This is a genomic window from Enterobacter sp. D2 (assembly GCF_034427575.1).
GTDB lineage: Bacteria > Pseudomonadota > Gammaproteobacteria > Enterobacterales > Enterobacteriaceae > Enterobacter > Enterobacter cloacae_M.
Window position 1 is genome coordinate 824,796 of the sequence record NZ_JAXQPP010000001.1, and the last position, 21,865, is coordinate 846,660.

At 57.0% G+C, this 21,865-nt stretch carries 21 protein-coding genes; 16 read left to right on the top strand and 5 right to left on the bottom strand.

Annotated elements, in window-relative coordinates; translation table 11 throughout:
- Positions 1-5: 5 nt before the first annotated feature.
- The 3 genes from SPG90_RS03900 (at position 6) to murJ (ending at position 3,238) form a co-directional block, all read left to right on the top strand.
- Entirely contained in the window at positions 6-647 is a 642-nt protein-coding gene (locus SPG90_RS03900; RefSeq protein WP_126304410.1) for a YceH family protein, read from the top strand.
- Positions 648-649: 2 nt separating this feature from the next.
- Entirely contained in the window at positions 650-1,573 is a 924-nt protein-coding gene (locus SPG90_RS03905) for a Gfo/Idh/MocA family oxidoreductase (protein ID WP_322407943.1), read from the top strand.
- Positions 1,574-1,702: 129 nt separating this feature from the next.
- Positions 1,703-3,238, top strand: a complete 1,536-nt coding sequence (gene murJ / locus SPG90_RS03910; RefSeq protein WP_045357088.1) for a murein biosynthesis integral membrane protein MurJ — start codon at positions 1,703-1,705, stop codon at positions 3,236-3,238.
- A 59-nt stretch (positions 3,239-3,297) separates the two neighbouring features.
- Here murJ and flgN read toward each other — a convergent pair whose 3' ends face one another.
- The 3 genes from flgN to flgA all read right to left on the bottom strand — a co-directional run bounded on the left by flgN (position 3,298) and on the right by flgA (position 4,774).
- A complete protein-coding gene (flgN, locus tag SPG90_RS03915; RefSeq protein WP_008500818.1) occupies positions 3,298-3,723 on the bottom strand; it encodes a flagella biosynthesis chaperone FlgN in 426 nt (141 codons plus the stop codon).
- A gap of 4 nt (positions 3,724-3,727) precedes the next feature.
- Positions 3,728-4,021, bottom strand: coding sequence for a flagellar biosynthesis anti-sigma factor FlgM (gene flgM, locus SPG90_RS03920; RefSeq protein ID WP_023311133.1), 294 nt, complete (start codon positions 4,019-4,021; stop codon positions 3,728-3,730).
- A gap of 93 nt (positions 4,022-4,114) precedes the next feature.
- Positions 4,115-4,774: a flagellar basal body P-ring formation chaperone FlgA gene (gene flgA, locus SPG90_RS03925; protein ID WP_023311134.1), complete on the bottom strand. Its 660-nt coding sequence runs from the start codon at positions 4,772-4,774 to the stop codon at positions 4,115-4,117.
- 157 nt (positions 4,775-4,931) lie between these two features.
- Here flgA and flgB point away from each other — a divergent pair, with 157 nt between their 5' ends.
- The 11 genes from flgB to flgL all read left to right on the top strand — a co-directional run bounded on the left by flgB (position 4,932) and on the right by flgL (position 14,828).
- A complete protein-coding gene (gene flgB / locus SPG90_RS03930) occupies positions 4,932-5,348 on the top strand; it encodes a flagellar basal body rod protein FlgB (protein WP_023311135.1) in 417 nt (138 codons plus the stop codon).
- 3 nt (positions 5,349-5,351) lie between these two features.
- Complete coding sequence (gene flgC, locus SPG90_RS03935) at positions 5,352-5,756, top strand: flagellar basal body rod protein FlgC (RefSeq protein WP_055321342.1); 405 nt, start codon at positions 5,352-5,354, stop codon at positions 5,754-5,756.
- A gap of 11 nt (positions 5,757-5,767) precedes the next feature.
- Positions 5,768-6,478, top strand: a complete 711-nt coding sequence (flgD, locus tag SPG90_RS03940; protein WP_045401867.1) for a flagellar hook assembly protein FlgD — start codon at positions 5,768-5,770, stop codon at positions 6,476-6,478.
- Between the two features lie 26 nt (positions 6,479-6,504).
- Positions 6,505-7,755: a flagellar hook protein FlgE gene (flgE, locus tag SPG90_RS03945; RefSeq protein ID WP_023311137.1), complete on the top strand. Its 1,251-nt coding sequence runs from the start codon at positions 6,505-6,507 to the stop codon at positions 7,753-7,755.
- A 20-nt stretch (positions 7,756-7,775) separates the two neighbouring features.
- Entirely contained in the window at positions 7,776-8,531 is a 756-nt protein-coding gene (locus tag SPG90_RS03950) for a flagellar basal body rod protein FlgF (RefSeq protein WP_023311138.1), read from the top strand.
- A gap of 11 nt (positions 8,532-8,542) precedes the next feature.
- Entirely contained in the window at positions 8,543-9,325 is a 783-nt protein-coding gene (gene flgG / locus SPG90_RS03955) for a flagellar basal-body rod protein FlgG (protein WP_008500810.1), read from the top strand.
- A gap of 57 nt (positions 9,326-9,382) precedes the next feature.
- The gene (flgH, locus tag SPG90_RS03960; RefSeq protein WP_023311139.1) at positions 9,383-10,081 is read left to right on the top strand and encodes a flagellar basal body L-ring protein FlgH; all 699 of its coding nucleotides are present in this window, start codon (positions 9,383-9,385) and stop codon (positions 10,079-10,081) included.
- A gap of 12 nt (positions 10,082-10,093) precedes the next feature.
- Positions 10,094-11,191: a flagellar basal body P-ring protein FlgI gene (locus SPG90_RS03965; RefSeq protein WP_023311140.1), complete on the top strand. Its 1,098-nt coding sequence runs from the start codon at positions 10,094-10,096 to the stop codon at positions 11,189-11,191.
- Positions 11,191-12,144 (top strand): flagellar assembly peptidoglycan hydrolase FlgJ, encoded by a 954-nt coding sequence (gene flgJ, locus SPG90_RS03970; RefSeq protein ID WP_023311141.1) that lies wholly within the window; start codon positions 11,191-11,193, stop codon positions 12,142-12,144. The genes SPG90_RS03965 and flgJ overlap by 1 nt, the downstream gene beginning before the upstream one ends.
- Before the next feature lie 75 nt (positions 12,145-12,219).
- Complete coding sequence (flgK, locus tag SPG90_RS03975) at positions 12,220-13,860, top strand: flagellar hook-associated protein FlgK (RefSeq protein ID WP_126304406.1); 1,641 nt, start codon at positions 12,220-12,222, stop codon at positions 13,858-13,860.
- A 14-nt stretch (positions 13,861-13,874) separates the two neighbouring features.
- Positions 13,875-14,828: a flagellar hook-associated protein FlgL gene (gene flgL, locus SPG90_RS03980; protein ID WP_045357072.1), complete on the top strand. Its 954-nt coding sequence runs from the start codon at positions 13,875-13,877 to the stop codon at positions 14,826-14,828.
- Between the two features lie 75 nt (positions 14,829-14,903).
- Here flgL and SPG90_RS03985 read toward each other — a convergent pair whose 3' ends face one another.
- Entirely contained in the window at positions 14,904-16,118 is a 1,215-nt protein-coding gene (locus tag SPG90_RS03985; protein ID WP_023311144.1) for an MFS transporter, read from the bottom strand.
- A 145-nt stretch (positions 16,119-16,263) separates the two neighbouring features.
- On the opposite strand from SPG90_RS03985, the gene SPG90_RS03990 reads away from it, so the two are divergent.
- Complete coding sequence (locus SPG90_RS03990; protein ID WP_023311145.1) at positions 16,264-17,166, top strand: LysR family transcriptional regulator; 903 nt, start codon at positions 16,264-16,266, stop codon at positions 17,164-17,166.
- A 41-nt stretch (positions 17,167-17,207) separates the two neighbouring features.
- Here SPG90_RS03990 and rne read toward each other — a convergent pair whose 3' ends face one another.
- Complete coding sequence (gene rne, locus SPG90_RS03995; RefSeq protein ID WP_322407945.1) at positions 17,208-20,309, bottom strand: ribonuclease E; 3,102 nt, start codon at positions 20,307-20,309, stop codon at positions 17,208-17,210.
- Between the two features lie 572 nt (positions 20,310-20,881).
- Between rne and rluC the strand changes: the two genes are divergently transcribed.
- On the top strand, positions 20,882-21,829 hold the full coding sequence (rluC, locus tag SPG90_RS04000; RefSeq protein ID WP_024909023.1) for a 23S rRNA pseudouridine(955/2504/2580) synthase RluC: 948 nt from the start codon (positions 20,882-20,884) through the stop codon (positions 21,827-21,829).
- The last annotated feature ends 36 nt before the right edge of the window (positions 21,830-21,865 follow it).

Genomic DNA, 21,865 nt, shown 5'->3' on the forward strand with positions numbered 1-21,865 from the left:
AAAAGATGAAGTATCAGCTAAACGGTACCGAAGCGCGCGTAATTGGGTGCTTACTCGAAAAACAGGTCACCACGCCGGAGCAGTATCCGCTCTCCGTCAATGCCGTGACCATGGCCTGCAACCAGAAAACCAACCGCGAGCCGGTGATGAACCTCAGCGAGCATGAGGTTCAGGACGTGCTGGATGCGCTGGTAAAACGCCACTATCTGCGCACCGTCAGCGGCTTCGGCAACCGCGTGACCAAATACGAACAGCGCTTTTGTAACTCCGAATTTGGCGACCTGAAGCTGAGCAGTGCGGAAGTGGCGGTCATCACTACGCTGTTGCTGCGCGGAGCGCAGACGCCGGGAGAACTGCGCACGCGCGCTTCGCGCATGCATGAGTTCAGCGATATGCAGGAGGTCGAGCAGACCCTGGAAGGGCTGGCCTCACGCGAAGACGGCCCATATGTGGTGCGTCTGGCGCGCGAGCCGGGCAAACGTGAAAGCCGCTATATGCACCTGTTCAGCGGCGACGTCGATGTCGCAACCGTGGAGAGCGACGCAGCAAGCAATGACACTCTTGCCGCGCGCGTAGAGGCGCTGGAAGAAGAGGTCGCCGGGCTGAAACAGCGTCTGGACGCATTGCTGGCACATCTGGGAGACTGACGGTGAAAAAATTACGCGTAGGCGTGGTGGGGCTCGGCGGCATCGCGCAAAAAGCCTGGCTGCCTGTATTAGGTGCGGCGACGGACTGGACCCTGCAAGGGGCATGGTCACCCACCCGAGAAAAGGCAGAACGTATCTGCGAAACCTGGCGCATTCCGTATGCCGCCTCACTGCAGGATCTGGCCCGCGAGTGTGATGCGGTTTTTGTGCATACCTCAACGGCAACCCACTATCAGGTGGTGAGCGAGCTGCTCAATGCGGGGGTTCACGTCTGCGTGGATAAGCCGCTGGCGGAAAATGTTCAGGATGCCGAACGGCTGATTGAGCTGGCGGCGCGCAAAAAACTGACGCTGATGGTGGGCTTCAACCGCCGCTTCGCACCGCTTTACCAGCAGCTGAAGGCACAGTCGGGCACGCTTGCCTCGCTGCGGATGGATAAGCACCGCACCGACAGCATTGGGCCAAACGATCTGCGTTTCACCCTTCTGGATGATTATCTGCACGTTGTGGATACGGCGCTGTGGCTGAGCAACGGCGAAGCGCTGCTGAAAAGCGGTACCCTGTTAACGAATGACCAGGGGGAGATGGTCTACGCGGAGCACCACTTTGCCGTTGAGCATCTTCAGATTACCACCAGCATGCACCGTCGGGCGGGAAGTCAGCGTGAATCCGTGCAGGCGGTGACCGACGGCGCGCTGTACGACATTACGGACATGCGCGAGTGGCGGGAAGAGAAGGGCAACGGCGTGGTGACGCTGCCGGCGCCAGGCTGGCAGAGCACACTCGAGCAGCGCGGTTTCGCAGGATGCGCCCGTCACTTTATCACCTGCGTGCAAAATCAGACGGTTCCTGAAACGTCCGGCGAGCAGGCCATTCTGGCGCAGCGCATTGTGGAAAGGCTCTGGCGCGATGCCATGAGCGAATAACTCGCTGTAACATCTGCGGATAGTAATTCGTTGAAATCCGGTTAGACTAAGCGCCGCTTGTTGGCTTTGCCGGGTGGCGCTTACGCTAATCTGGCCTACAAATCCGTATGGTTCTGGAAATTCACGTTAATGAACTTATTAAAATCGCTGGCGGCCGTCAGCTCGATGACCATGTTTTCCCGCGTGCTGGGTTTTGCGCGCGACGCCATTGTGGCAAGGGTATTTGGTGCAGGGATGGCCACGGACGCCTTTTTCGTCGCGTTCAAATTGCCAAACCTGCTGCGTCGTATTTTTGCTGAAGGGGCGTTTTCCCAGGCATTCGTACCTATTCTGGCGGAATATAAAAGCAAGCAGGGCGAAGACGCGACGCGCGTCTTTGTCTCTTATGTCTCCGGGCTGCTGACGCTGGCTTTGGCGGTGGTGACCGTACTCGGGATGCTGGCCGCGCCGTGGGTGATTATGGTGACCGCGCCCGGTTTTGCCGATACGGCTGACAAATTTGCGCTGACCTCGCAGCTGCTGCGCATTACTTTCCCCTATATTCTGCTCATCTCGCTGGCCTCGCTGGTGGGGGCGATCCTGAACACCTGGAACCGCTTCTCTGTTCCGGCGTTTGCGCCAACGTTTCTCAACGTCAGCATGATCGGTTTTGCCCTGTTCGCCGCGCCGCACTTCAACCCGCCGGTGCTGGCGCTGGCCTGGGCGGTTACCGTCGGCGGCGTGCTGCAGCTGGCGTACCAGCTGCCGCATCTGAAAAAAATCGGCATGCTGGTGCTGCCGCGCATCAATCTCAAAGATGCCGGGGCGATGCGCGTGATCAGGCAGATGGGGCCCGCTATTCTCGGCGTCTCCGTCAGCCAGATCTCGCTTATCATCAACACCATTTTTGCCTCTTTCCTCGTGTCCGGCTCGGTTTCCTGGATGTACTACGCTGACCGTCTGATGGAGTTCCCGTCCGGGGTGCTGGGCGTGGCGCTGGGGACCATCCTGCTGCCGTCGCTGTCGAAAAGTTTTGCCAGCGGCAACCATGATGAATATTGCCGCCTGATGGACTGGGGTTTACGTCTCTGCTTCCTGCTGGCCCTGCCAAGCGCGGTGGCGCTGGGCATTCTGGCCAAACCGCTGACGGTGTCGCTCTTCCAGTACGGGAAATTCACCGCCTTTGATGCCGCCATGACCCAGCGCGCGCTGATTGCCTACTCGGTCGGCTTGATGGGGCTGATCGTCGTCAAGGTGCTGGCGCCCGGGTTCTACTCGCGTCAGGACATCAAAACGCCGGTGAAAATTGCCATCGTGACGCTGATTATGACCCAGCTGATGAACCTGGCGTTTATTGGTCCGCTGAAGCATGCTGGCCTGTCGCTGTCTATTGGTCTGGCGGCCTGTCTGAATGCCGGGCTGCTGTACTGGCAGCTGCGCAAGCAGGATATCTTTACGCCGCAGCCGGGGTGGGGAAGTTTCCTGGTACGTCTGATCGTTGCGGTACTGGTGATGTCGGCGGCGCTTCTCGGCATGATGTACGTGATGCCGGAGTGGTCCCTCGGCACTATGCCTTATCGTCTGATGCGGCTGATGGCCGTGGTAGGCGTCGGGGTCGTGGCTTACTTTGCCACGCTCGCGGTGCTGGGGTTCAAAGTGAAAGAGTTTGCCCGCCGTACGGCATAAACGCCAAAAGGGGAGTTCACCTTATGGTGCTCCCCGCTGCATGATTTGTCGCCCAGGCGTCAAATCGAAATCTTTTTAACTCCCGCAATACGCGCAGTCGCTGTTTGACCATCCGCACCGTACAGTCCGGTTTCTTTATGCGGTTTCAATACCTCAAGCGCCTGCTGATTACGCTCAATCTGACCTTCCAGTAGCCAGCCGTTGTGCTGGTTAAGGTCGCGCAGGTGCTGGGTTTTTTCGGTAATGGTTTGCCAGCGCTCAATAATATCGTCATTGGCGCTACGCTTAGGATCCTGCTCAGCGCGGCGCTGCTGCTCCAGATAATCCAGCGTCGCCAGTAGCGAACTCTTATCTTCAGTAATACGCTGCAGCGCGCTGCCGTTGATGTGACCGGAAGAGAGATGCTGCTGTTCAGCGTCCATTACCGTTTTCAGGTCGTTAAGAACAACCGTCATTTGATCCAGTATTTCTGACAGTCGACTCATACGGTTAGTTACTCTGTAAGAAACTCTGTGCTTCCTGAATCAGGGCATCAGCAATCTTGCTGGTGTCCATTTTCAGCTCACCGTTACGAATAGCCGTTTTCAGCGCTTCAACACGTTCCATATTGATATCGTTGCTGCCTGGCTGCATCAGTTTTGCCTGCGCGTCGCTCAGGGTCACGCTGGTGCTGTTGGATGTTGACGGTTTTTCCAGACGCGTTTTCTGCGCAGGAGCGTCATTCGTTTCGCGAGGTTGTACAGCGCTTACCGGCTTCAGGGCTGATGTACGATCAATGCTCATAGTGTTGTCCTCATCGAGGGTTCGCGGCGTTTGCGCCTGACATCATCATTAGTGGAATATTTATCGGCACGCGCCGCGAAATCTTTAAAAAGATTATAGGTTAATCAGAATATTCCCATCAGAATCGACGGTTCCGCTCACCACCTGGCCTGAGGACATTCTGACGCGGGCGTTTTGCGCCACCGCGGCATTGTTTAACGCTTTCCCTTCACTGTTGATGCTAAAGCCATCTCCGTTGGCCACCACCATCACCTGTTGACCCGCTTTTACCCGCCACGACTGACGCAGCATGGAGAGCTGTATCGGCTGGCCAGGGGCGACATCACGCAGGCTGACGGCGTCCTGTGCCTGGTTCATTTCCAGCATGGTACGTGGAGGCAGCTGATCCAGACGGCCGCGCTTTAACGTCACGCTGTTCGTCTGCAGCACGCTGCCGCGCGCAATGGGTACGGCGGCGACAACATAATTGCCCGTCGCCTGAACTGCAACCTGTAAATAGCGTTTTTCGTTCGCGCAGCGTGCCAGCACGTTCACATTTCCCCACAGCCGGGTGGTTCCCGTCACGCTGAATGACGGTTGGTCACAGGTCGGGTACAGATTCGGTGGGGTGCGCACGGTAACGTTAACCTCATCGCTAAAGCCCGCCAGCTTTTCAGCAAAAAAAGCCGTCAGCCGATCCTGTAAGCCTTCAGCCTGCACCAGAGGGCTAAACAGCAAGAAAGTTGCCACCAGGCCACGTTTTAACGTTTGCATCGCAAGTTCCACCGTTTCCAGAGTTGAATGAATTCTACCTGCAGTGGTTTTGCATCAACGCAATAAATAGCGACGCATTTTGCGCTTATTCCGTCGATAGGAGAGACCGGGTGAGATTTAAGCTGTGAACTGAAATTTTGCCATCAGCGGAGGAGACATGCTCGATAAACTCGACGCCGCGTTACGTTTTCAGCAGGAAGCGCTCAATTTACGCGCCCAGCGGCAGGAGATTTTAGCCGCCAACATTGCTAACGCCGATACCCCAGGGTTTCAGGCGCGCGATATTGATTTTTCCAGTGAACTCAAAAAGGTGATGGAGCGTGGACGTGCCGAAGGAACGGGTGTTGCACTTGCCATGACATCCTCTCGCCATATTCCTGCTCAGGCGATGACCGCGCCAGCGACCGATTTACTTTACCGCATTCCCGATCAGCCCTCACTCGACGGTAACACCGTGGATATGGACCGGGAGCGTACGCAGTTTGCCGATAACAGTCTGAAATACCAGACGGGCTTAACCGTACTCGGCGGACAAATCAAAGGCATGATGAACGTCCTGCAGGGGGGGAACTGATAGATGGCCTTGTTGAATATTTTTGATATTGCCGGTTCGGCGTTAACCGCGCAGTCCAAACGCCTGAACGTGGCTGCCAGTAACCTGGCGAACGCCGACAGCGTAACCGGACCAGACGGCCAGCCTTATCGTGCCAAACAGGTTGTCTTTCAGGTCGATGCTGCGCCGGGCGCGGCGACGGGCGGCGTGAAGGTGTCTGATGTGGTAGAGAGCAAGGCGCCGGACAGGCTGGTGTATGAGCCGGGTAACCCGCTCGCGGATGCCAGCGGATACGTGAAAATGCCAAACGTGGATGTGGTGGGTGAGATGGTGAACTCCATGTCGGCTTCTCGCAGCTACCAGGCCAACGTTGAAGTGCTTAATACCGTGAAGAGCATGATGCTCAAAACGCTCACTCTCGGCCAGTAAAGGAGACATGCATGTCCATCGCCGTAAATGTGAATGATCCTACGAACTCGGGTGTTAATAACACGAAGAGTACGACGGGTTCTAACTCCCTCACCGGGAGCAATGCCTCCGATCTTCAGGGCAGCTTTCTGACACTGCTGGTGGCGCAGCTTAAGAACCAGGATCCCACCAACCCAATGCAGAACAACGAACTGACCACGCAGCTTGCGCAGATCAGCACCGTTAGCGGCATTGAGAAACTCAACACCACCCTCGGCTCCGTCTCCGGGCAGATTAACAGCGCCCAGTCTCTGCAGGCGGCAAGCCTGATTGGCCACGGGGTGATGATCCCTGGAACCACGATTCTGGCGGGCACCAGCACCACCGAAGGCAACACCACAACGACCACCACGCCGTTTGGCGTTGAGTTGCAGCAGGCGGCGGAGAAAGTTACCGCCACCATTACCGACAGCAACGGCACGGTCGTGCGCACTATTGATATCGGCGAGCTGAAGGCGGGCGTTCACACCTTTACGTGGGATGGCAGCCTGACCGACGGCACTAAAGCACCAAACGGTTCTTACAAAGTAGCGATCAGCGCCAGCAACGGGACAACCCAGCTGGTGGCGCAGCCGCTGCAGTTCGCGCTGGTCCAGGGCGTGATTAAAGGAAGCGACGGCAACAAACTGGATTTGGGAACCTCTGGTTCCACCACACTCGACGAAGTTCGGCAGATTATCTAAGCCTTAACACTTATCAGGAGTAAGTCATGGCCTTTTCTCAAGCGGTCAGCGGCCTGAATGCTGCGGCCACCAACCTGGACGTCATTGGCAACAACATCGCCAACTCCGCGACCTATGGTTTTAAATCCGGTTCTGCTTCATTTGCGGACATGTTTGCCGGTTCCAAAGTCGGCCTGGGCGTGAAAGTTGCGGGCATCACTCAGGACTTTACCGACGGCACCACCACCAACACCGGTCGTGGTCTGGACGTTGCGATCAGCCAGAACGGCTTCTTCCGTATGGTCGATTCCAACGGTTCTGTGTTCTACAGCCGTAACGGCCAGTTCAAGCTGGACGAAAACCGTACGCTGGTTAACATGCAGGGCATGCAGCTGACGGGCTACCCGGCAGCCGGAACGCCTCCAACCGTTCAGACCGGTGCGAACCCTCAGGCGATTACTATCCCGAACACCCTGATGGCGGCGAAATCAACCACCACCGCGACGCAGCAGATCAACCTGAACTCAACCGATCCTGTTCAAACTGCCCCGTTCGATGCGACCAACCCGGACACCTACAACAAAAAAGGGACCGTGACCGTATTCGACAGCCAGGGTAACGCCCACAACATGTACGTCTACTACGTGAAGACGGCCAACAATAAATGGGATCTTTACACTCAGGACGGCAGCGTTGCGGGTTCAACAGCGGCAAAAGCGGCGCAGATGAACTTTGATGCGAACGGTAACCTGGCGGGTGTCTACAACTACGACGCTGCGGGTGTACTGAGCGCAACGCCAAACGCCACGCCGGCCATTAACATCACCACGGGTTCTGTCAGCGGTGCGACGGCGGCGACCTTCTCCCTGAGCTTCCAGAACTCCATGCAGCAGAACACCGGTGCAAACAGCGTTGTGGCAACCAATCAGAACGGCTACAAGCCTGGCGACCTGGTGAGCTACCAGATCAACGACGATGGCACCGTGGTGGGAAGCTACTCTAACGAACAGTCTCAGGTTCTGGGGCAGATCGTGCTGGCAAACTTCGCCAACAACGAAGGCCTGAAATCGGAAGGCGACAACGTCTGGTCTGCCACACAGTCCTCCGGCGTGGCGCTGCTGGGTACCGCAGGCACCGGTAACTTCGGCAAGCTGACCAACGGCGCGCTGGAAGCCTCCAACGTGGATATGAGTAAAGAACTGGTGAATATGATCGTCGCACAGCGTAACTATCAGTCGAACGCGCAGACCATCAAAACCCAGGACCAGATCCTCAATACGCTGGTTAACCTGCGTTAAGCGGCTAACAGGAAAGCGCAATGGATCACGCAATATATACCGCGATGGGCGCGGCAAGTCAGACGCTCAATCAGCAGGCCGTTACCGCCAGCAACCTGGCAAACGCCTCTACGCCGGGCTTTCGCGCGCAGCTTAACGCGCTGCGCGCGGTGCCGGTTGAAGGGCTGTCCCTGCCGACCCGTACGCTGGTGACGGCATCAACCCCTGGCGCAGATATGACGCCAGGGCAGATGGACTACACCTCGCGCCCGCTGGACGTTGCCCTGCAGCAGGACGGCTGGCTGGCGGTGCAAACGGCCGACGGCAGCGAAGGCTATACCCGTAACGGCAATATCCAGGTGAGCGCGACGGGCCAGCTGACGATTCAGGGTCATCCGGTGATGGGGGAAGCGGGTCCGCTGACCGTTCCGGAAGGCTCTGAGCTGACTATCGCCGCGGACGGCACCATTTCGGCGCTGAACCCGGGCGATCCGGCCAACACCGTTGCACCCGTCGGACGTCTTAAGCTGGTTAAAGCGGAAGGCAAAGAGGTGCAGCGCGGCGACGACGGCATGTTTCGTCTGACCCAGGCGGCGCAGGCGACGCGTGGTGCCACATTACAGGCCGATCCGAGCATCCGCGTGATGTCCGGCGTTCTGGAAGGCAGCAACGTCAAGCCGGTAGCCGCCATGAGCGACATGATTGCCAGCGCCCGTCGTTTTGAAATGCAGATGAAGATCATCAGCAGCGTGGATGAAAACGCGGGCAAAGCTAACCAACTTCTGGCTATGAGTTAACAGGACTCCTTATGATCAGTTCTTTATGGATCGCGAAAACTGGCCTGGACGCCCAGCAAACCAATATGGACGTGATTGCCAACAACCTGGCAAACGTGAGCACCAATGGTTTCAAGCGTCAGCGTGCCGTTTTCGAAGATTTGCTTTATCAAACCATCCGTCAGCCGGGCGCGCAGTCTTCTGAACAGACGACGCTGCCGTCGGGCCTGCAGATTGGTACCGGCGTTCGCCCGGTGGCTACCGAGCGTCTGCACAGCCAGGGCAACCTGTCTCAGACCAACAACAGTAAAGACGTGGCAATCAAAGGCCAGGGCTTCTTCCAGGTGCAGCTGCCTGACGGGACCTCTGCCTATACCCGCGACGGTTCGTTCCAGGTCGATCAGAACGGCCAGCTGGTGACGGCGGGCGGTTTCCAGGTTCAGCCTGCGATTACCATCCCGGCGAACGCCCTGAGCATCACCATCGGACGCGACGGTGTGGTCAGCGTGACCCAGCAGGGACAGGCCGCGCCGGTTCAGGTTGGGCAGCTTAACCTGACCACCTTCATGAACGATACCGGTCTGGAAAGCATTGGTGAGAACCTCTACACCGAAACGCAATCCTCCGGTACGCCGAATGAGAGCACCCCGGGCCTGAACGGCGCGGGTCTGCTGTACCAGGGTTATGTTGAAACGTCCAACGTAAACGTGGCGGAAGAGCTGGTGAATATGATCCAGGTCCAGCGCGCGTATGAAATTAACAGTAAAGCAGTGTCGACGACCGACCAGATGCTGCAGAAACTGACGCAACTCTAAGGTGTAGCCCGGTGCGGTAAACGCCGCACCGGCTCCCTGTTTTCGAAGATGAAGGCAATGCAAAAAAACGCGGCGTTTCGTTATCCGATACTGACTGTTCTGGCTGTCACCCTCAGCGGGTGTGCTTTGATCCCGTCTAAACCATTGGTCCAGGGTGCGACGACTGCCCAACCCGTTCCCGGCCCTGCGCCAGTGGTCAACGGCTCCATTTTCCAGACCGCGCAGCCGATTAATTACGGCTATCAGCCGCTGTTTGAAGATCGCCGCCCGCGTAACGTCGGCGATACATTGACCATTGTGCTGCAGGAAAACGTCAGCGCGAGCAAGAGCTCGTCGGCGAACGCCAGCCGCGATGGCAAAACGAATTTTGGCTTCGATACCGTCCCGCGCTACCTGCAGGGACTGTTCGGCAACGCGCGAGCAGATGTCGAGGCCTCTGGCGGCAATACCTTTAACGGTAAAGGTGGCGCGAACGCCAGCAACACCTTCAGCGGTACGCTGACGGTCACGGTTGACCAGGTTCTGGTTAACGGCAACTTGCACGTTGTGGGTGAAAAACAGATCGCCATCAACCAGGGCACTGAATTCATTCGCTTCTCGGGCGTGGTTAACCCTCGCACCATCAGCGGCACCAACACCGTTCCGTCTACCCAGGTGGCGGATGCGCGCATTGAGTACGTCGGTAACGGCTATATCAATGAAGCCCAAAATATGGGTTGGCTGCAGCGCTTCTTCCTTAATTTATCGCCGATGTAAGCGAGGTGACCCATGTTTAAATCGATCTTCGCCGTGGCGCTCGCGCTGGTGACAACATTTGCCCAGGCTGACCGTATTCGCGATCTCACCAGCGTTCAGGGTGTGCGTGAAAACTCCCTGATTGGCTACGGCCTGGTGGTTGGTCTGGATGGTACCGGTGACCAGACGACCCAGACGCCGTTCACCACCCAAAGCCTGAACAACATGCTTTCCCAACTCGGCATTACCGTGCCGGCGGGAACCAACATGCAGCTGAAAAACGTGGCCGCGGTAATGGTAACCGCGTCCTACCCGGCGTTTGCGCGTCAGGGGCAGACCATTGATGTGGTGGTCTCCTCAATGGGTAACGCCAAAAGCCTGCGCGGCGGTACGCTGCTGATGACCCCGCTGAAAGGCGTTGATAGCCAGGTGTATGCTCTGGCGCAGGGGAACATTCTGGTTGGCGGTGCGGGGGCATCCGCAGGCGGAAGCAGCGTGCAGGTGAACCAGCTGAACGGTGGACGTATCACCAACGGTGCAATCATTGAGCGTGAACTGCCGACCCAGTTTGGCGCGGGCAACACCATCAACCTGCAGCTTAATAATGAAGACTTCACGATGGCGCAGCAAATTGCCGATACCATCAACCGCAGCCGCGGCTACGGTAACGCAACGGCACTCGATGCGCGCACCGTGCAGATCCGCACCTCCACCGGCAGCAGCAACCAGGTGCGCATGCTGGCTGATATTCAGAATATGGAAGTTAACGTTCCGGTCCAGGATGCGAAAGTGATCATCAACTCCCGTACCGGCTCGGTGGTGATGAACCGGGAAGTGTCGCTGGACAGCTGTGCCGTGGCGCAGGGTAACCTCTCCGTGACGGTTAACCGCTCCGCGAACGTGAGCCAGCCGAACACGCCATTTGGCGGCGGTCAGACGGTGGTAACACCGCAAACGCAGATTGATATGCGCCAGAGCGGTGGGTCGCTGCAGAGCGTTCGCTCCAGCGCCAACCTGAATAGCGTGGTGCGTGCCCTGAACGCCCTGGGCGCAACGCCGATGGATCTGATGTCCATCCTGCAATCCATGCAAAGCGCGGGCTGCCTGCGCGCCAAACTGGAAATCATCTAATGCTGACCGATAGCAAACTGTTGACCAGTGCAGCCTGGGACGCCCAGTCCCTCAACGAACTGAAAACCAAAGCAGGCAAAGACCCGGCGGCGAACATCCGCCCGGTCGCCCGCCAGGTGGAAGGGATGTTTGTACAGATGATGCTGAAAAGCATGCGCGAAACCCTGCCGAAAGACGGGATGTTCAGCAGTGATTCAACGCGTCTCTACACCAGCATGTATGACCAGCAGATTGCGCAGCAGATGACCGCCGGTAAAGGCCTCGGTCTGGCTGACATGATTGTGAAACAGACCGAAGCCGCGCAGGGCATTCAGCCTCAGGAACAGACGCAGCAGGTGCCGATGAAGTTCGACCTGGAAACGGTGACCAGTTATCAGAACCAGGCTCTGACGCAAATGGTGCGTAAAGCGATGCCAAAAGCCACGGGCAGCGGCGATGAGCCGCTCTCCGGTGACAGCAAAGACTTCCTGGCGCAGCTTTCTCTGCCCGCGCGTCTCGCCAGCGAACAGAGCGGTGTGCCGCATCACCTGATTCTGGCGCAGGCCGCGCTGGAGTCGGGCTGGGGTCAGCGTCAGATCCGCAAGGAAAACGGCGATCCGAGCTTCAACATCTTCGGCGTGAAGGCCACCTCCAGCTGGAAGGGGCCAACAACGGAGATCACGACCACTGAATACGAGAACGGTGCGGCGGTGAAGGTCAAAGCAAAATTCCGCGTCTACAGCTCCTATCTGGAAGCATTGTCCGACTACGTTGGCCTGCTGAGCCGCAATCCGCGTTATACCGCCGTTACGCAGGCGGCGACGGCGGAGCAGGGCGCTCAGGCCTTACAAAACGCGGGCTACGCGACTGACCCGAACTATGCACGCAAGCTCACCAGCATGATCCAGCAGCTGAAATCCATGGGCGAGAAGGTCAGCAAAGCCTATAGCACAGATATTGAAAATCTGTTCTGAAAGTTCTCAAGTCCCGGTGGAGGTTGCCGATAACCTTCATCAGGACTCGTGTCTGAACGTATAAAAGGAACCCCCATGTCCAGTTTGATTAACAGCGCCATGAGTGGCCTCAGTGCCGCGCAGTCGGCACTCAATACCGTCAGTAATAATATTTCAAGCTATAACGTGGCAGGTTACACCCGCCAGACCACGGTGCTGGGCGCATCTAACAGCACGCTGACCGGCGGTGGCTGGGTGGGTAACGGGGTTTATGTCTCCGGTGTCCAGCGTGAGTATGACGCCTTCATCACCAACCAGCTGCGCGCCGCGCAGACGCAGAGCAGCAGTCTGACGACGCGCTATCAGCAGATGTCAAAAATTGACGATGTGCTCTCCGATACCACCAACTCGCTCTCCACCACCCTGCAGGATTTCTTCAAAAGCCTGCAAACCCTGGTGAGCAACGCGGAAGACCCGGCTGCACGTCAGACGGTGCTGGGTAAAGCGAGTGGTCTGGTCAATCAGTTTAAAACCAACGATCAGTATCTCCGTGACCAGGACGCGCAGGTTAATACCGCCATCTCAAGCAGCGTGTCTCAGATCAACAACTACGCGGCACAGATTGCGAATCTGAACGATCAGATCTCCCGTCTGACCGGCGTTGGCGCGGGCGCGTCACCTAACGATCTTCTGGACCAGCGCGATCAGCTCGTGACTGAACTGAACAAAATCGTGGGCGTGGAAGTCTCCGTGCAGGATAGCGGCACGTTTAATATCTCTCTCGGTAACGGTTACAGCCTGGTACAGGGCAGCAAAGCCAGCCAGCTGGCGGCCGTGAAGTCCAGCGCCGATCCGGCTCGTACCACTATCGCCTACGTCGATGACGTGGCGGGCAATATTGAGATCCCGGAGAAATTTATCACCACCGGTTCTTTAGGCGGTTTACTGACCTTCCGCACGGAAGATCTGGATAAAGCCCGTAACAGCCTGAACCAGATGGCGCTGGCCTTTGCCGACGCGATGAATACGCAGCATGAAGCCGGTTTTGATGCGAACGGTGATGCGGGCGGTAAGCTGTTCAACTTTGGTTCTCCGGCGGTCCTGTCCAACAGCAAGAATGGCGGTTCGGCCGTTGTTACGGCATCTGTGGCGGACAGCAAACAGGTCCAGGCGACAGACTATAAGCTGCAGTTTAACGGCACTGACTGGACGGTCACCCGCTCGTCAGACAAAACCAGCTTTACGATGAGCCCGGATGCCAGCGGCAATCTGTCTTTTGATGGCCTTAACGTCAACGTGAGCGGCACGGCAAATACCAAAGACAGCTTTACCGTGAAGCCTGTTTCCAACGTCATCATGAACATGGATCTCGCGATCGGCGACGAGTCTAAACTGGCGATGGCATCTGTGCAGAACGGCGGCGAAAGTGACAACCGTAACGGCCAGAAACTGCTCGATCTGCAAAACGGCAAAGTGGTGGGTGGAAATAAAACCTTCAACGATGCGTATGCCTCTCTCGTCAGTACCGTCGGTAGCTCAACGGCGTCACTGAAGGTAAGCAGCCAGACGAAAGCCAACGTGGAAACGCAGTTAATCAAGCAGCAGCAGACCATCTCTGGGGTAAACCTCGACGAAGAGTATGGCAATTTGCAGCGTTATCAGCAGTATTACCTGGCCAATGCCCAGGTTCTACAAACTGCCAGTACGCTCTTCGATGCAATTATCAACATTCGTTAAGGTTGAGGTGAACAATGCGTATTAGCACCCAGATGATGTACGAGCAGAACATGCGTGGGATCACCGATTCCCAGAGCAGATGGCTGAGCTACGGTGAGCAGATGTCCACCGGCAAGCGCGTCAATCGTCCTTCGGACGATCCTATCGCCGCGTCGCAGGCCATCGTGCTGTCACAGTCTCAGTCGCAAAACAGCCAGTTCGCGCTCGCGCGTACCTTTGCAACGCAGAAGGTCTCGCTGGAAGATAACGTGTTAACCCAGGTCAACACTGCGATCTCAAGCGTGCGCGAGAAGCTGGTTTACGCCTCAAACGGCACATTAAGCGATGACGACCGTCTTTCTCTGGCGACCGATATTCAGGGGATCCGCGATCAGCTGATGAACCTTGCCAACACGACGGATGGTAATGGCCGCTTTATCTTTGCGGGATACAAAACCGAGAGCGCACCGTTTGATGCCGCGACCGGAGATTACAACGGCGGCGCTGAGGCTATCACGCAGCAGGTTGATACGGCGCGAAATATGACCATCAGCCATACCGGCCAGCAAATTTTCGAAAGCATTACCAGTAATGCGGAACAGCTGCCGGGCGGTGGATATGGCCAGACCAACATGTTCAAAATTCTGGACTCTGCTATTGCCTCGCTGAAGATACCGATTGAGAACGATCCGGCTGCCGCAACGGCGCAAAGCCAGGTGATTGCCAATGCGCAAATCGGCATCAAAAACTCCCAGAACAATATCCTGACGGTCGTTGCGGATGTGGGAACCAAGATGAACGAGCTGGAAAAACTCGATACGCTGGGCGATGACCGCGCGCTGGGTCAGACCAAGCAGATGAGTGACCTGGTTGATGTTGACTGGAACGAAGCGATTTCCTCTTACACCATGCAGCAGGCGGCCCTGCAGGCGTCTTATAAAGCGTTTAGCGATATGCAGGGCATGTCTCTGTTCCAGCTGAACAAATAACATCTTGACCTCTTGGAACATGTCTTGAAACTGGGCATGTTTTACTGCCCAATCCGTCTGGATTGGGCATTTTTTTTATGCAACTTCTGCTGATGCGGAGGTGACTCGTGCGCTTTCTATCAGACGGATTGCCAGCGCAATGACGCCACAGACCGTCGCCAGCGCGACCACGCCCGTCCAGCCGGCCAGCGAGTAAATATTGCTGCCTAACGCGGAACCCAGCGCCATCCCGATAAAGACCACCGTAAAGAGCAGGGCGTTGAGACGGCCCCGCGCCTGCGGTTCAAGGCTATATACCAGGTTCTGGTGAGCGACCAGGCTGGACTGCAGACCCAGGTCGAACCCAACGGCGGAGATGGCGATCAGAATCAGCTGTCCATGAACGCCCAGCGCGGGCATCAGGAACATCAGGGCGAATGAGACGGTCACAAGAACGGCACCAAGCTGCGTGACTTTTCCTGCGCCCAGTTTGTCTGCCAGACCCCCTGCCAGCGGGGCAGCTAACGCACCGGCGGCACCTGCAATACCAAAACCACCCGCTACGGCACTCCCCAGGTGATAGCGTTCCAGCAGCATGACCGCAAGCGTAGACCAGAAGGCGCTAAAGGCAATCGACAGAAAACCCTGAGCCAGCGCCGCACGGCGCAGCGCCGGATAGCGACGCCAGAGATGTTCCATTGAGCGCATCAGCGCGGGGTAGCTCAGCGTGGAGTGAATGGCAAAACGGGGAAGCACAAACCACATCATCACCCCGATGAACGCAATGCTCGCCGCCGCCAGCTGGTACATGACGCGCCAGCCAAACGCTTCGCCCACCACGCCGCTCACGGTTCTGGATAATAAGATACCCATCAGCAGCCCGGTCATTACCGTGCCCACGGTTTTCCCCTGTTTACCTTCCGGCGCAAGGATGGCTGCGGCAGGGACGATATCCTGTGCCATGGTGGCGGCCATGCCGATGAGCAGGCTTGCCAGCAGCAGAGAGTGGATCTGCCCGGTCAGGCTACAGCCGAGAAGAAACAGCGCCAGCGCCGCACTCTTTATCAGGATTAACGTCCTGCGGTCGTGGCGATCGCCGAGCGGCAGCAGGAACAGGATCCCCAGGGCATATCCCGCCTGGGTGAGCGTCGGAACCAGGCCCATTCCTTCGATACTCAGATGAAGGTCTGCGCCCATCAGCGGCAGCAGAGGCTGGGCATAATAGATAGATGCCACGCTGAAACCTGCACCTATCGCCAGCATTAAGATTACCCAGCGGCTCACGGCATGGGCGGCGGTTGTTGTGTTCATAAGATGTTCCTCATTCGTCGTGTGAGGCTATTTTTTATCAGTACGCCTTGCGACGGTAGCGGGCCCGGTGGTAAAACGCTTATACGTTGAACGTATAAGTGAAAGTGTGATGAAAAGAGCTGAGCGTATAGACAGGGTGGAGTTAATGCGGACGTTTGTTCGTATCGTTGAGGCGGGCTCCCTCTCAGCGGCGGCGCGGCAGCTGGCCACTACCCAGGCCACGGTAAGCAGACGGTTACAGTCGCTTGAGACCATGCTGGGCGTGCGCCTGATTTTGCGCACCACCCACACGACGCGGCTGACGGATGACGGCGAGCGCTGCTATCAGCACGCCCGTCGGGTGATTGACAGCTGGCTGGCGCTGGAAGATGAGGTGGGGCAGACGGAAGATGAGCCGGTAGGCGTGCTGCGGGTGCGCGCTCCGCACGCGTTTGGTCAGGATCAGCTTCTGAAACCCGTAACCGAGTTTTTGCAACGCTATCCGCAGCTTTCGATTGAGTGGATGCTCAACGATCGGTCGGCGGACTTTCTCGGCGACAACCTTGACTGTGCGATTCGGGTGGGCGTGGAAGTCGATCCGGCGACCGTGTCCGTGCTGCTGGCCGAAGTGCCGCGCTCGGTGGTGGCTTCACCGGCACTGCTGGCCCGTTTTCCGACGGTCAACACGCCGGAGGATTTGCAGCAGTTTCCCTGGATAGCGATCAGCTCTTTCTACCAGCGCCATGTGGAGCTTTTTCACGATGCATCACCCGCCACCGCGCGAGTGGCGATTACCCCGCGCCTCAGCACCGATAGTCTGTATGTCGCACGCAATACGGCGCTCACCGGCCTTGGCGTGGCGGTGGTATCCAGCTGGACGGTACAGGATGATATTCGGGAAGGGCGGCTGGTGCATTTGCTGCCAGACTGGCAGCCAGCGGCGTTACCGGTGCATCTTGTTTACCCCTGGTCCCGCTATTATCCGGCACGCTTGCGGCGTTTTCTGGAGTTGATGCGGCAGGTCATGCCTGAGGTGACCGGAATGAGAAAGCCCGTGCAGCAGCCATAAAAAAAGCCGACCCGATGGTCGGCTTTTTACTTTCAGCGTCGTTATTCGACAGACTGCGGACGCGTCGCCGGTGCAGTCGCCTGATGCGTTGCACTGTGGCCGCCTGCAGCGCCTTTACCGTCGAAGCTGAACGCCGGGCGTACCCAGTCACTGTGACGCGGGGCATCAGGCACGTAATCCGGCGCCGGGGCGCGCGTCATTGGTGCTGTCGCCACGTGGGCTGCGGCTGGTGCAGAAACAACCGGCTCAGGTTTCACCTCAGGCGCTTTCGCTTCTTCGACAACCGGTTCAACCTGAATCTCAACGTCCTGAACAACTTCTTCAGTGGTGGTTTCAATCAGGGTTTCGGCGGTGTTTTCCACTGCGGCTACAGGTTCAGCCTCTTCAGCGACTTCCTCAGCCACCACGGCATCTTCTTCGGCGATAAGCTGCGGTGCGGCATCAACCGGCGCGGCAATCACTTCTGGATGGGTGGTTTCTACTTCCACTGCGTGAGGGGCTTCAGCTTCAACAACCTCAGGTTCAACCACGGTTGCCGCTTCAGTCACGACAGCTTCTACCGCGGCTGCTGGTGCAATCACCTCTTCGGTTACAGGCTGTTCTTCAACAACCTGCTCAGGACGAGCAACCGGGTAACGGATCCAGACTTTGCCGGACGCCATTTCTGGCGAAGCACAGGCAATAGTCAGCGGCATTGGCGACTGAGTCGGGTAACGCTCGTCACGATAGCGACGACGGCGCTGGCCGCTGACGCGCAGATGACGTGGAGAACGGCGTGAACGGCGCGGCATACCGGCGTTATCGCGGTTTTCACCGTTATCATCCTGCTCAACGTTGTTTTCAACGACCGCTGGCAGGTCAACTTTCGCCAGCTGCGTGCCGGTTGTGCTCTCGCTGGTTTCAACCGCGATAGCGCCAGACTCTTCGGTTGCTTCAGAGGCGAAGCGAACTTTCTGAGAAAGCTGGCGCTGCTTACGACGTGGCATTACCTGAGTACGTTCTTCCTGCTCGCCGTCCTGCTGTTCAACAGGCTCTTCGCGGTTCAGGTTTTTGACTTCCTGCTGTGCCTGACGCTTCTCGTCGTTACGGCGACGGTTGCGTTCACGGCGCGGCTGCTGGTCGTCACGCTGTTTGCTCTTCTCAGACTCATCGCCCGCCTGCTGGCGAATTTCACGATCTTCAACATTCTGCTGCTGTTTCTCGCGACGGTTGCGACGGTTATCTTCGCGTTGCTCACGGCCTTCGTTATTCTCAGAGCGGTTGTCACGGTTGTCACGACGCTCGCTGCGGTCGTTACGATCGCGGCGGTTGTTCTGACGCTTGCGACGGTCCTGCTGACGCTCTGGCTTGGCTGCTTTTGGCTCTTCTTTCGGCTGCTCTGGCTGAACTTCTTCTTCAGCAAACATCTTCTTCAGCGCGCCGAAGAAGCGGCTCAGCAGACCCGGCTGTGCCGGCTGGGCTTTCGCTACCGCTGCTTCTGGTTTCTGCGCTGCAGGTTTGACAGCAGGTTTTTCCAGAGCTGCTTCCGGTGGTGCTTCAGGCATGATGAAGGTCGCTAACGCAGGCTGCTCTGGCAGTTTGCGCTCGGCTGGCTCTTCATCGGAAGGCAGGGACATCTCTTCTTCATGCAGCTTCGGCAGCAGGTAGCTGAGGGTGGTCGTCTCTTCGCCCTTACGCACGCGCAGCACGTGATAGTGTGGGGTCTGCATCTGGTCGTTTGGCACGATGATGCAGCGAACGCCACCCTGACGCGCTTCAATCGCACTTACCGCTGCACGTTTTTCGTTAAGCAGGTAAGAGGCAACGGGCACCGGCACAATGGCGTGAACCTCTTTGGTGTTCTCTTTTAGCGCTTCTTCTTCAATCAGACGCAGAATGGAGAGGGACAGCGATTCGTTATCACGCACGGTACCGGTGCCGGAGCAGCGCGGACAAACGTGATGGCTGGACTCGCCGAGAGACGGGCTCAGACGCTGACGGGACATCTCCAGCAGGCCAAAGCGTGAGATATGGCTAATCTGGATACGCGCCCTGTCCTGACGCACCGCTTCGCGTAGACGGTTTTCAACCGCACGCTGGTGGCGAACAGGGGTCATGTCGATGAAGTCGATAACAATCAGACCACCCAGGTCGCGCAGGCGGAGCTGGCGGGCGATTTCATCAGCGGCTTCGAGGTTAGTGTTGTAGGCGGTCTCTTCGATATCGCCACCGCGCGTTGCACGCGCGGAGTTGATGTCGATAGCGGTCAGCGCTTCAGTGGTATCGATAACGATAGAACCGCCGGATGGTAGACGCACTTCACGCTGGAAGGCGGACTCAATCTGGGATTCGATCTGATAGTGGCTGAACAGCGGGATTTCGCCGGTGTACAGTTTAATTTTGCTGGTGAAATCCGGACGACCCAGCGCGGCGATGTGCTGGCGCGCCAGCTCAAGCACTTTCGGATTATCGATCAGAATCTCACCGATGTCCTGACGCAGGTAATCACGGAAGGCACGCACAATAACGTTGCTTTCCTGGTGGATCAGGAACGGAGCAGGGCGGCTTTCGGCTGCTTTCTGAATGGCTTCCCAGTGCTTCAGACGGAAGCTCAGGTCCCACTGCAGCGCTTCGGCTGATTTGCCAACGCCTGCGGTACGCACGATAAGCCCCATGCCGTCAGGCAGTTCGAGGCTTGCCAGCGCTTCTTTCAGCTCGGTACGGTCATCACCTTCGATACGGCGAGAGATGCCACCCGCACGCGGGTTGTTAGGCATCAGAACCAGATAGCTCCCTGCGAGGCTGATAAAGGTGGTCAGCGCGGCACCTTTGTTGCCACGCTCTTCTTTATCAATCTGAACGATAACTTCCTGACCTTCACGCAGGACATCTTTGATGTTTGGGCGGCCATGGGCGTTGTAGTTTGCGGGGAAATATTCGCGGGCGATTTCTTTCAGAGGGAGGAAACCATGACGCTCAGCACCGTAATCGACAAATGCAGCTTCAAGGCTTGGTTCAATGCGGGTGATTTTACCTTTGTAAATGTTCGCTTTTTTCTGTTCGTGTCCAGGACTTTCGATATCCAGATCGTACAGGCGCTGCCCATCCACAAGGGCGACACGCAACTCTTCTTGCTGAGTTGCGTTGATTAACATTCTTTTCATCGTAACTTACTCGTTATTCTTACATTGACGACAAAGCTGCGGGCAAGGTGACGCTTTCCGGGGTATGAACCGATGGCCTCGTGTCTGTTCACGTCGCCAACCTCACGGTTGTCGCTCGCTTAAGAGGCGCAGAGTGTCGGTTGCCTGTATTTCATACGGAAACACAGCGCAATTATCAGGGGAATTGCCTGGGTAGAACTCTCCAGAGAACAATCCTTATACCGGGAAGTACTGCAACCCGCAGCCCGCTAACTGCCTGAAAGATCAATACGTCTTACGCCATTGCTGCGTGGATGATCGGTCAGACAAAATTGGTCATTCCGTCAACATCCTTACTTAACCAGGATTTAACACGGAAAACAGCCTCATTATTCCACTGCTCGCCGGGTTATAGCAAGATGACTTTTACCAATTATCACCCGGTTACTCACAGTTTCTTCACTTCAGAATGGCGATTGGTTTAATAACCACCAAATCGGTTGCGCGAAACGGGGAGCTGGCCGGATAAAAGTAAATATAAGCATAGAAAAATGAGTGGCGCTAATGGCTGACGATATTTAGAATCGCCAACCATGAAAACAGAGACTCCAGCCGTAAAAATGGTTGCCATCGCCGAAGATGACGCGGGGCAACGTATCGATAACTTTTTGCGCACCCAGTTGAAAGGTGTGCCAAAGAGCATGATTTACCGCATCCTGCGTAAGGGCGAAGTGCGGGTGAACAAAAAACGCGTGAAGCCCGAGTACAAACTCGAGGCGGGCGATGAAGTGCGTATTCCGCCGGTGCGCGTTGCGGAACGTGAAGAAGAGACCGTTTCACCGAAGCTACAGAAAGTGGCGGCCCTGAGCGATGTGATCCTGTACGAAGATGACCACATTCTGGTGCTCAATAAACCGTCAGGAACAGCTGTTCATGGCGGTAGCGGCCTGAGCTTCGGCGTGATTGAAGGGCTGCGAGCCCTGCGCCCGGAAGCACGCTTCCTTGAACTGGTGCACCGTCTTGACCGTGATACCTCTGGCGTACTGCTGGTGGCGAAAAAGCGTTCTGCGCTGCGTTCGCTGCATGAACAGCTGCGTGAAAAAGGGATGCAGAAAGACTACCTGGCGCTGGTGCGCGGTCAGTGGCAGTCCCATGTAAAAGTAGTGCAGGCGCCGCTGCTGAAGAATATTCTGCAAAGCGGCGAACGTATTGTCCGCGTAAGCCAGGAAGGGAAACCGTCTGAGACACGCTTTAAAGTTGAAGAGCGCTATGAGTTTGCCACGCTGGTGCGCTGCAGTCCGGTGACAGGTCGTACCCATCAGATCCGCGTGCATACGCAGTTTGCAGGGCACCCAATTGCCTTTGATGACCGCTATGGCGACCGCGAGTTTGATAAGCAGCTGGCGGGGACGGGGCTGTCGCGTCTGTTCCTGCATGCGGCAGCGCTGAAGTTTACCCATCCAAATACGGGGGAAGTCATCCGTATTGAAGCGCCGCTGGACGAGCAGTTGAAACGCTGTCTTAAGGTTCTGCGCGGCTGATTTTGCTTCCCCCCTCTCCCTGTGGGAGAGGGCTGG